10 protein-coding genes are annotated in these 10,062 nt (G+C 71.2%); 2 read left to right on the top strand and 8 right to left on the bottom strand.

Going from position 1 to position 10,062, the window contains the following annotated elements; translation table 11 throughout:
- Positions 1-16: 16 nt before the first annotated feature.
- The 3 genes from argH to ACFUN8_RS25420 all read right to left on the bottom strand — a co-directional run bounded on the left by argH (position 17) and on the right by ACFUN8_RS25420 (position 3,277).
- Positions 17-1,444 carry an argininosuccinate lyase gene (argH, locus tag ACFUN8_RS25430; protein WP_383641867.1) on the bottom strand — a complete coding sequence of 476 codons (1,428 nt, stop codon included), beginning with the start codon at positions 1,442-1,444 and terminating at the stop codon, positions 17-19.
- 170 nt (positions 1,445-1,614) lie between these two features.
- A complete protein-coding gene (locus ACFUN8_RS25425) occupies positions 1,615-2,808 on the bottom strand; it encodes an argininosuccinate synthase (protein WP_382571057.1) in 1,194 nt (397 codons plus the stop codon).
- A gap of 61 nt (positions 2,809-2,869) precedes the next feature.
- Positions 2,870-3,277, bottom strand: a complete 408-nt coding sequence (locus ACFUN8_RS25420) for a DUF488 domain-containing protein (RefSeq protein ID WP_383641864.1) — start codon at positions 3,275-3,277, stop codon at positions 2,870-2,872.
- Positions 3,278-3,399: 122 nt separating this feature from the next.
- On the opposite strand from ACFUN8_RS25420, the gene ACFUN8_RS25415 reads away from it, so the two are divergent.
- Both ACFUN8_RS25415 and ACFUN8_RS25410 read left to right on the top strand, forming a co-directional pair.
- Positions 3,400-4,008: a pyridoxamine 5'-phosphate oxidase family protein gene (locus ACFUN8_RS25415; protein ID WP_383641861.1), complete on the top strand. Its 609-nt coding sequence runs from the start codon at positions 3,400-3,402 to the stop codon at positions 4,006-4,008.
- A 122-nt stretch (positions 4,009-4,130) separates the two neighbouring features.
- Positions 4,131-4,844: a L,D-transpeptidase gene (locus ACFUN8_RS25410; RefSeq protein WP_383641858.1), complete on the top strand. Its 714-nt coding sequence runs from the start codon at positions 4,131-4,133 to the stop codon at positions 4,842-4,844.
- A gap of 23 nt (positions 4,845-4,867) precedes the next feature.
- On the opposite strand, the gene ACFUN8_RS25405 is transcribed toward ACFUN8_RS25410, so the two are convergent.
- From ACFUN8_RS25405 to argC, 5 genes are all read right to left on the bottom strand, one after another.
- Complete coding sequence (locus tag ACFUN8_RS25405; protein WP_383641856.1) at positions 4,868-5,458, bottom strand: arginine repressor; 591 nt, start codon at positions 5,456-5,458, stop codon at positions 4,868-4,870.
- Positions 5,459-5,465: 7 nt separating this feature from the next.
- Positions 5,466-6,686, bottom strand: a complete 1,221-nt coding sequence (locus tag ACFUN8_RS25400) for an acetylornithine transaminase (protein ID WP_383641853.1) — start codon at positions 6,684-6,686, stop codon at positions 5,466-5,468.
- Positions 6,683-7,600: an acetylglutamate kinase gene (argB, locus tag ACFUN8_RS25395; protein ID WP_383641850.1), complete on the bottom strand. Its 918-nt coding sequence runs from the start codon at positions 7,598-7,600 to the stop codon at positions 6,683-6,685. The genes ACFUN8_RS25400 and argB overlap by 4 nt, the downstream gene beginning before the upstream one ends.
- The gene (gene argJ / locus ACFUN8_RS25390; protein ID WP_383641847.1) at positions 7,597-8,778 is read right to left on the bottom strand and encodes a bifunctional glutamate N-acetyltransferase/amino-acid acetyltransferase ArgJ; all 1,182 of its coding nucleotides are present in this window, start codon (positions 8,776-8,778) and stop codon (positions 7,597-7,599) included. Before argJ ends, argB begins: the two co-directional genes overlap by 4 nt.
- A 94-nt stretch (positions 8,779-8,872) precedes the next feature.
- On the bottom strand, positions 8,873-9,901 hold the full coding sequence (argC, locus tag ACFUN8_RS25385; RefSeq protein WP_383641844.1) for an N-acetyl-gamma-glutamyl-phosphate reductase: 1,029 nt from the start codon (positions 9,899-9,901) through the stop codon (positions 8,873-8,875).
- Positions 9,902-10,062 lie beyond the last annotated feature (161 nt).

The following is a 10,062-nucleotide window of genomic DNA, read 5'->3' as shown; positions in this document are numbered from 1 at the left end:
GCGCTTCTTGTCGCGGCTACTTCTTCGCCGTCGCCCACGCGTGCTGGAGCGCCAGGTCCGTCTTGACCTCGGCGAGCTGGACGGCGACCGCCGAAGGCGCCGTACCGCCGCGCCCGTCACGGGACGCCAGCGCGCCGGAGACATTGAGGACCGTACGGACCTCCGGCGTCAGATGCTCGGAGATCCCGGCGAACTGCTCGTCCGTCAGCTCGGCCAGCTCGATCCCCTGCTTCTCGCAGACCTTGACGCACTCCCCCGCGACCTCGTGCGCGACCCGGAACGGCACACCCTGCCTGACCAGCCACTCGGCGATGTCGGTGGCGAGCGAGAACCCGGCGGGGGCCAGCTCCGCCATCCGCTCCCGGTTGACCGTCAGCGTCGCCATCATGCCGGTGAACGCCGGGAGCAGGACCTCCAGTTGGTCGCAGGAGTCGAAGACCGGCTCCTTGTCCTCCTGGAGATCGCGGTTGTACGCGAGCGGCAGCGCCTTGAGCGTGGCCAGCAGCCCCGTCAGATTGCCGATCAGCCGGCCCGACTTGCCGCGCGCCAGCTCGGCGATGTCCGGGTTCTTCTTCTGCGGCATGATCGACGAGCCGGTGGAGAACGCGTCGTGCAGCGTGACGAAGGAGAACTCCTTCGTGTTCCAGATGATGACCTCTTCGGCGATCCGCGAGAGATTCACGCCGATCATCGCGGTGATGAAGGCGAACTCGGCGGCGAAGTCCCGGGCGGCCGTGCCGTCGATCGAGTTGGCGGCCGAGCCGTGCTCGAAGCCGAGGTCCGCGGCGACCGCCTCCGGGTCGAGACCCAGCGACGACCCGGCCAGCGCGCCGGAGCCGTACGGCGAGACCGCCGTCCGCTCGTCCCACTGCCGCAGCCGCTCCGCGTCCCGCGACAGGGACTGCACGTGCGCCAGCACATGGTGGGCGAAGAGCACCGGCTGGGCGTGCTGGAGATGCGTACGGCCCGGCATCGCCACGTCCGGGTGCGCCTCGGCGAGCCCGACGAGCGCGTCCTGGAGTTCGGCGATCAGACCGCCGATGATCCGCGCGTGGTCCCGCAGATACATCTTGAAGAGGGTGGCGACCTGGTCGTTGCGGGACCGGCCGGCGCGCAGCTTGCCGCCGAGGTCCGCGCCGAGCTGTTCGAGGAGGCCGCGTTCCAGGGCGGTGTGGACGTCCTCGTCGGCGACGGTCCCGGTGAAGGAGCCGTCGGCGACGGCCGCCGCCAGGCGGTCGAGCCCGGCGAGCATCCGGTCCAGCTCCTCCTCGTCGAGGAGGCCGGCCTTGTTGAGCACGCGCGCGTGCGCGCGGGAGCCCGCGATGTCGTACGGCGCGAGGCGCCAGTCGAAGTGCACGGACGCCGACAGCTTGGCCAGGGCCTCGGCGGGGCCGTCGGCGAAACGGCCGCCCCAGAGCCGGACGTCACCGGTGTTGCTGCTCACTGCTGGGTTGCTCCTTGCGTGCGGTCACACTGATGGGCGGGGTGAGGGATTCTCTCCCCTACCCCGCCCCTTCCCGAAATCGGGGCTCCGCCCCGGAGCCCGGTCCTCGAACACCGGGCGGGCCGATCCAGCCGCTGCGCTCGGGCCCGGCCGCGCTACGCCCGGTCGCGCTACGCCTGGTCGCGCTTCGCCGCGATCTTCGCCGAGAGGCCGAACAGCTCGATGAAGCCCTGCGCCTTGGACTGGTCGAACGTGTCGCCCGAGTCGTACGTCGCCAGGTTGAAGTCGTACAGCGACTCCTCCGAGCGCCGGCCGGTGACGACGGCACGGCCGCCGTGCAGCGTCATCCGGATGTCGCCGGTGACGTGCTGGTTGGCCTCGTTGATGAACCCGTCCAGGGCCCGCTTCAGCGGGGAGAACCAGAGACCGTCGTAGACCATCTCGCCCCACCGCTGCTCGACCTGCCGCTTGTAGCGGGCCAGTTCGCGCTCGACGGTGACGTTCTCCAGCTCCTGGTGGGCGGTGATCAGCGCGATCGCGCCCGGGGCCTCGTACACCTCACGGGACTTGATGCCCACGAGCCGGTCCTCGACCATGTCGATCCGGCCGATGCCCTGGCCGCCCGCCCGCTCGTTGAGCTGCTGGATCGCCTGGAGGACCGAGACCGGCTTGCCGTCGATGGCGACCGGGACGCCCTCCTTGAAGGAGATGACGACCTCGTCGGCGTCGCGGTGCTCCGCCGGGTTGGAGGTGTACTCGTAGATGTCCTCGATCGGACCGTTCCAGATGTCCTCCAGGAAGCCCGTCTCGACGGCCCGTCCGAAGACGTTCTGGTCGATGGAGTACGGGGACTTCTTGGTGGTCGCGATCGGGAGGTTCTTCTCCTCGCAGAAGGCGATCGCCTTGTCCCGGGTCATCGCGTAGTCGCGGACCGGGGCGATGCACTTGAGCTCGGGGGCGAGGGCGACGATGCCGGCCTCGAAGCGGACCTGGTCGTTGCCCTTGCCGGTGCAGCCGTGGGCGACGGTGTCGGCGCCGTGCTTCTTGGCGGCGGCCACGAGGTGCTTGACGATCGCCGGCCGGGAGATCGCCGAGACCAGCGGGTAGCGGTCCATGTAGAGCGCGTTGGCCTTGATCGCCGGGAGGCAGTACTCCTCGGCGAACTCGTCCTTGGCGTCGGCGACCTCGGCCTCGACGGCACCGCAGGCGAGCGCGCGCTTGCGGATGACGTCCAGGTCCTCGCCGCCCTGACCGACGTCCACGGCGACGGCGATGACCTCGGCGCCCGTCTCCTCGGCGATCCAGCCGATGGCGACGGAGGTGTCCAGGCCTCCCGAGTAGGCGAGTACGACGCGCTCGGTCACGGGTTTCTCCTTACGGTGCATACGCTGATGGGTATAACTATGCAGTGCACCGTATGTTTTGTCAACGCGGTCCCCGGGTGGCCCCTCCGGCACTCTCCGTGACCTCCGCCGCCAGCACCAGGGGGTGGCTGTGGGGCAGGTCCTTGGTGGCCGTGAGCAGGGTGAGCGTGCCCTCGGCGGCCAGTGTCCTGAGGCGTTCGAGGGCGTCCTCGGCGGCCGAGCCCGGCTCCGCCAGCTCGGCGCGGTAGCGGTCGGCGAACTCCGCGTACCTCGCCGGATCGTGCCCGTACCACTTCCGCAGCTCGGCCGAGGGGGCCGCGTCCTTCAGCCAGTCGTCGAACACGGCGTCGGTCTTGGCGAGCCCGCGCGGCCAGAGCCGGTCGACCAGCAGCCGCGTCCCGTCGTCCGGCCCGGCCGCCTCGTAGACCCGTCGGACCCGTACCTCGTGCGCCTGCTTCTTCTCGGTCATGCGTGTCCCGTCCCTCGTCCCGTACGTCGTCCCGCCTCTTTCCCCGCCCCTCGTCCCGTCCCTCGTCCCGCCCCTCGGAATCGTCTCGACGCGCGCGATCGCCGGCGCCGACAATGGGTGCCATGGGAAAGCTCTACGAACGAATCGACGGCCGCATCCGTACGTTCATCGAGGAACAGCCCGTCTTCTTCACCGCGACGGCCCCGCGCGCCGACGACGGTCATGTCAATGTCTCACCCAAGGGCCGCTCCGGCACCCTCGTCGTGCTGGACGAGTCGACGCTCGCGTATCTCGACTTCGGCGGCAGCGGCGCGGAGACCATCGCGCATCTGCGCGAGAACGGCCGCATCACCCTGATGTGGTGCGCGTTCGACGGCCCGCCGAAGATCCTGCGGGTGCACGGGCGCGGGGAGCCGGTGTTCCGGGACGACCCGCGCTGGGGTGAGTACATCGGGCGCTTCGGAGACGCGGACGGGCCGAGCGCGCGGGCGATCATCGTGGTCGGCGCGGTACGGATCAGCGACTCGTGCGGGTTCGCCGTCCCCTTCATGGAGTACCGGGAGGAGCGCACCCAGCACGCCCAGCACTTCGCCCGGAAGTCGGACGACGAGTTCGCGGCGTACTGCGAGAAGAAGGAGCACGTGGGCGTGAGCCTGGACGGGCTGCCCGCGCTCCCGCTGCCGCTGCCCGCCCGCACGGACCGGCCCGCCGACGTCGCCCGTTCGGCTTAGGCCGTGTCTGACGAATCTCGCCCGGCGCGCCTGGCGGCGCCCGGACCTGAGAGGCCGTCTCCGCGCCTGGCGGAGACCGGACCTGAGAGGCCGTCACCCGGTGACCGGCATACGGTCCGAGCATGCGCACCCTTCTCTCGCTCGGCTCCGTCGTCCTCGCCGTCGTCGCCACGGTCGCGGCCGGTCCCGTCGCGCCCGCCGACACCTCCGTCCCCCTGCCGGAACGGATGGCCGACACCGGCGGCGGCAGTCAGCTGATCACCGCCGAGGCCGCGAGCACCGGCGCGACCACGGGCCGCGTCACCTGGTGGGACCGGCGCGGGGACCGCTGGGTGGCGGCCGGGTCGGCGGACGCGCGGTTCGGGGCCGGCGGGCTGGTCCGGGGCACGGAGCGTGAGCAGGGCACGTCGACCACACCGACGGGGCTGTACGACCTGCCGTACGCCTTCGGCATCCGGCCCGCCCCGGCGGGGGCCCGTTTCGCGTACCGCCCCGTGACCGACCGGTCCTGGTGGTGCCAGGACAACGACTCGCGCGCGTACAACCGCTGGGTCGAGGGCCTGCCTGCCGACTGCCGTGCGGCGGAGGCCGAGCATCTGACCGAGTACGGGGCGCAGTACGCCCGGGCCCTGGTCATCGGCTTCAACTACGACCGGCCCGTGCGCGGCCGGGGCGCCGGGATCTTCCTGCATGTCAACGGCAAGGGCGCGACGGCCGGTTGTGTCTCCGTGCCGGACGACGCGATGAGCCGCATCCTGGCGTGGGCCGACCCCGGCCGCTCACCGCACATCGCGGTGGGCACGGCCTCGGGGCGTACGGCCATCACCGACTATTGACCCGCGCCGGGGGCCAGGAGGTGTCAGCTGTCCTTCTGGGCCAGCCGCAGCAGGTGGTCCGCGAGCGCCTGACCGCCCGCCGGGTCGCGGCTGATCAGCAGCAGCGTGTCGTCACCGGCGATGGTGCCGAGGATGGGCCGGAGTTCGGCCTGGTCGATGGCCGAGGCGAGGAACTGGGCGGCGCCGGGCGGCGTACGGAGCACCACGAGGTTGGCGGAAGCCTCGGCGGAGATGAGCAGTTCGCCGGAGAGACGCCGCATCCGCTCCTCCTTCGCCGACTCGCCGAGCGGGGCGTGCGGGGTGCGGTAGCCGCCCTCGCTGGGGACGGCGTAGATCAGCTCACCGCCGGTGTTGCGGATCTTCACGGCGCCCAGCTCGTCCAGGTCGCGGGAGAGCGTCGCCTGGGTGACGTTCAGACCGTCGTCGGCGAGGAGCTTGGCGAGCTGGCTCTGGCTGCGGACCGGCTGCCGGTTGAGGATGTCCACGATCCGGCGGTGGCGCGCCGTGCGCGTCTGCGGGACGGAGGGGCCGATGTGCTCGGCCGCGCCGTTCCCGCCGGCGCTCCCGCCGTCCGTGTCGATCCCGTTGTGCTCGGGTGCCTGCGCCTCGGTCATCGTCGTCTCATTCCCCGGTTCGTCCGTCCCCGTTGGTCCCGTGGGCGGTGTCGAGGATGCCGGGCAGGGCCCGGAGGAACGTTTCCACATCGTCGTCGCCGATGATCAGCGGAGGCATGAGCCGTACGACATCGGGAGCGGGCGCGTTCACCAGGAGACCGGCATCCTGAGCCGCCTGCTGCACCTGTGGCGCCAGCGACTCGGTGAGCACGATACCCAGCAGCAGCCCCGCGCCACGGACATGGGAGACCAGCGGGTGTCCGAGCGCCTCGATTCCGTCCCGGAGCTTCTCCCCCAGCCGCTTCACCGTGTCGAGCGCGCCGTCTGCGCCGAGCGTGTCCAGGACCGCGAGTCCGGCGGCGCAGGCGACGGGGTTGCCACCGAAGGTCGTACCGTGCTGACCGGGCTTGAGCAGGTCCGCCGCCGGGCCGAACGCCAGCGTCGCGGCGAGCGGCAGGCCGCCGCCGAGACCCTTGGCGAGGGTGACGATGTCGGGCTCGACACTCTGGTGGGCCTGGTACTCGAACCAGTGTCCGGTCCGCCCGATCCCCGTCTGGACCTCGTCCAGCACCAGCAGGGTGCCGGTCGCGCGGGTGATCTCCCTGGCCGCTTCGAGATAGCCCCTGGGCGGGACGACCACGCCGTTCTCGCCCTGGATCGGCTCGATGATCAGCAGCGCGGTCTCCTCGGTGACGGCGGCCCTGAGCGCGTCGACGTCGCCGTACGGCACATGCGTGACCTCGCCGGGCAGCGGCAGGAAGGGCTCCCGCTTGGCCGGCTGTCCGGTGAGCGCGAGCGCGCCCATCGTGCGGCCGTGGAAGCCGCCGTCGGTGGCGACCATATGGCCGCGGCCGGTGAGCCGGCCGATCTTGAACGCGGCTTCGTTCGCCTCGGCGCCGGAGTTGCAGAAGAAGACACGGCCGGGGCGGTCGGCGAGGTCGATGAGCCGTTCGGCGAGGGCCAGGGGCGGGCCGGCGGCGTACAGGTTCGACACATGCCCGAGGGAGGCGATCTGCCGGGAGACCGCGTCGATCACGGCGGGGTGCGCGTGGCCGAGGGCGTTCACGGCGATACCGGCGACGAAGTCGGTGTACGCGGTGCCGTCGGCGTCCCAGACGGTGGCGCCCGCGCCGCGTACGAGGGAGAGCTTCGGGGTGCCGTAGTTGTCGGCCATCACGTGCTGCCAGCGCCGCGTGAACTCCTGGTTGCTGTCGCTCTCGTCGGTCATGACGCTCCCCCTTCGGTCGTGTTCTCCCGGCCGTCAGGGACGACCATCGTGCCGATGCCCTCGTCGGTGAAGATCTCCAGCAGGATCGAGTGCTGTACGCGGCCGTCGAGCACGCGGGCGGTGTTGACCCCGTTGCGTACGGCGAACAGACAGCCCTCCATCTTCGGCACCATGCCGCTGGACAGCTCGGGCAGCAGCTTTTCCAGCTCGGTCGCCGTGAGCCTGCTGATCACGTCGTCGTTGTTCGGCCAGTCCTCGTACAGTCCCTCGACATCGGTGAGGACCATCAGCGTCTCGGCACCGAGCGCCGCGGCGAGCGCGGCGGCGGCGGTGTCGGCGTTGACGTTGTAGACGTGTCCGTCGTCGGCGCTGCGCGCGATCGAGGAGATGACCGGGATACGGCCGTCGGCGAGCAGCGCCTCGATGGCGCCCGGGTCGATCGCGGTGATCTCGCCGACGCGGCCGATGTCGACCAACTCGCCGTCGATACGCGGCCGGTGCCGGGTCGCGGAGATGGTGTGCGCGTCCTCGCCGGTCATGCCGACGGCGAGCGGGCCGTGCTGGTTGAGCAGCCCGACCAGCTCGCGCTGGACCTGCCCGGCGAGCACCATCCGTACGACGTCCATCGCCTCGGGTGTGGTGACGCGCAGCCCGGCCTTGAACTCGCTGACCAGCCCGTGCCGGTCGAGCTGCGCGCTGATCTGGGGGCCGCCGCCGTGCACGACGACCGGCTTGAGGCCGGCCTGGCGCAGGAAGACGACGTCCTGGGCGAAGGCGGCCTTGAGGTCCTCGTCCACCATGGCGTTGCCGCCGAACTTGATGACGACGATCTTGCCGTTGTGGCGGGTCAGCCAGGGCAGCGCCTCGATGAGGATCTGCGCCTTGGGCAGCGCGGTGTGCTTGCGGGCGCTCATGAGCTGTACGCGCTGTTCTCGTGGACGTAGTCGGCGGTCAGGTCGTTGGTCCAGATGACGGCCGACTCGGTGCCTGCGGCGAGATCGGCGGTGATCCGGACCTCGCGGAAGCGCATGTCGACGAGGTCGCGGTCCTCGCCGACGGAGCCGTTCCTGCAGACCCAGATGTCGTTGATGGCGACGTTGAGCCGGTCGGGGTCGAAGGCGGCGGAGGTCGTGCCGATGGCGGAGAGCACCCGGCCCCAGTTGGGGTCCTCGCCGTGCAGTGCGCACTTGAGGAGGTTGTTACGGGCGATGGAGCGGCCCACCTCGACGGCGTCGTCCTCGGTCGCCGCGTTGATCACCTCGACGCGGATGTCCTTGCTGGCGCCTTCGGCGTCGCCGATGAGCTGGCGGCCGAGGTCGTCGCAGACCGTACGGACGGCTTCCGCGAACTCCTCGTACCCGGGCGTCACTCGGGAGGCTCCGGAGGCGAGCAGCAGCACGGTGTCGTTGGTGGACATGCAGCCGTCGGAGTCGACCCGGTCGAAGGTGGTGCGGGTGGCGGCGCGCAGGGCCGAGTCGAGGGCGGGGGCCTCGACGTCGGCGTCGGTGGTGAGCACGACGAGCATGGTGGCGAGGCCGGGGGCGAGCATGCCCGCGCCCTTGGCCATCCCGCCGACGGTCCAGCCGTCGCCGGCCGCGACGGCCGTCTTGTGCACGCTGTCGGTGGTCTTGATGGCGATGGCGGCCTTCTCGCCGCCGTGCGCGGAGAGTTCGGCGGCGGCCTTCTCGATACCGGGCAGCAGCTTGTCCATCGGGAGGTTGATACCGATGAGCCCGGTGGAGGCGACGGCGATCTCGCCGGAGCTGTGGCTGTCTTCCGGCCCGCCGGGGGCCGTGGAGTTCAGCACCTCGGCGACCTTCTCGGCGGTGGCGTGGGTGTCCTGGAAGCCCTTGGGGCCCGTACAGGCGTTGGCGCCACCGGAGTTGAGGACGACGGCGGAGATCTGACCGCCCTTGACGACCTGCTCCGACCAGAGGACGGGGGCGGCCTTGACGCGGTTGGAGGTGAAGACGCCGGCGGCGGCGCGGCGCGGGCCGGTGTTGACCACGAGGGCCAGGTCCGGGGTGCCGCTGTCCTTGATCCCGGCGGTGATGCCCGCCGCCGTGAATCCGCCTGCTGCCGTGACGCTCACTGCATCTCCTTGGTCGGCTGGGTCGTCGTGGTCTTGTACGTCGCGGGTCCGCGCGTCGCGTCCGTATGTCTCGCGGGTCTGTGCGGGGGCCGGTTCACGGTGCGACGCCGGTGGCCGGGAGGCCCGTCTCCTCGGGCAGCCCGAGGGCGATGTTCATGCTCTGGACCGCGCCGCCGGCCGTGCCCTTGGTGAGGTTGTCGATGGCGCTGATGGCGATGACACGGCGGGCGTTCTCGTCGAGGACGACCTGGACCTGTACGGCGTTGGAGCCGTACACGGAAGCGGTCGCCGGCCACTGCCCCTCGGGCAGGAGCTGGAGATACGGCTCGTCGGCGTATGCCTTCTCGTACGCGTCGCGTACGTCCGCCGCCGTGACGTCCGGCCGCGCCTTGGCGGAGCAGGTGGCGAGGATGCCGCGCGACATGGGCGCGAGGGTGGGGGTGAAGGAGACACTGACGCGCTCCCCCGCCGCCGCGCTGAGGTTCTGGATCATCTCGGGGGTGTGCCGGTGGCCGCCGCCGACGCCGTACGGACTCATCGAGCCCATGACCTCGGAGCCGAGCAGATGCGGCTTGACGGCCTTGCCCGCGCCGGAGGTACCGGTGGCGGCGGTGATGACGGCCTCGGGTTCGACGAGCCCGGCGCCGTACGCGGGAAAGAGCGCGAGCGACACGGCCGTCGGATAGCAGCCGGGCACCGCGACACGCCTGGACCCCTCCAACGCGGCGCGGTTGCCCGGCAGTTCGGGGAGCCCGTAGGGCCAGGTGCCGGCGTGGGCGGAGCCGTAGAACGCCTCCCAGTCGGCGGCGTCCTTCAGCCGGAAGTCCGCGCCCATGTCGACGACGAGCACGTCGTCCCCGAGTTGCTCGGCGACGGCGGCGGACTGCCCGTGCGGCAACGCGAGAAAGACCACGTCATGTCCGGCGAGCACGTCGGGGGTGGTCGCCTCCAGGACGCGATCGGCCAGCGGCCCGAGGTGCGGCTGGAGCGCGCCGAGGCGCTGACCGGCGTTGGAGTTCCCGGTGAGGGCGCCGATCTCGACGCCGGGGTGCCCCAGGAGCAGCCGGAGCACTTCCCCTCCGGCGTATCCACTGGCTCCCGCCACCGCTGCACGTACTGCCATCGAAGCCCTCCTCGTCGATGGCATGACTATACGTAGCATCGCAGCTTTATGCAATGACGTATCGCCTTCGCGTAACAGGGAGATTACGGCAGGTGGAGAGGGGCGCCGTGGGCGGGTGCGGGGTGCCCCTCGGCCGGGCCGCGGGGTCCCGTCGGGCGGCA

The organism is Streptomyces sp. NPDC057307, from assembly GCF_042667665.1.
Classification (GTDB): domain Bacteria; phylum Actinomycetota; class Actinomycetes; order Streptomycetales; family Streptomycetaceae; genus Streptomyces.
This window is presented reverse-complemented; position numbering and strand designations above follow the sequence as displayed.

Bases quoted from the DNA above. Each gene is read 5' to 3' on its own strand.
- ACFUN8_RS25420 (WP_383641864.1), bottom strand. From the start codon at position 3,277: ATGACCGAGAAGAAGCAGGCGCACGAGGTACGGGTCCGACGGGTCTAC.
- ACFUN8_RS25410 (WP_383641858.1), top strand. From the start codon at position 4,131: ATGCGCACCCTTCTCTCGCTCGGCTCCGTCGTCCTCGCCGTCGTCGCC.
- argC (WP_383641844.1), bottom strand. From the start codon at position 9,901: ATGGCAGTACGTGCAGCGGTGGCGGGAGCCAGTGGATACGCCGGAGGG.
- argB (WP_383641850.1), bottom strand. From the start codon at position 7,600: ATGAGCGCCCGCAAGCACACCGCGCTGCCCAAGGCGCAGATCCTCATC.
- ACFUN8_RS25415 (WP_383641861.1), top strand. From the start codon at position 3,400: ATGGGAAAGCTCTACGAACGAATCGACGGCCGCATCCGTACGTTCATC.
- ACFUN8_RS25405 (WP_383641856.1), bottom strand. From the start codon at position 5,458: ATGACCGAGGCGCAGGCACCCGAGCACAACGGGATCGACACGGACGGC.
- ACFUN8_RS25400 (WP_383641853.1), bottom strand. From the start codon at position 6,686: ATGACCGACGAGAGCGACAGCAACCAGGAGTTCACGCGGCGCTGGCAG.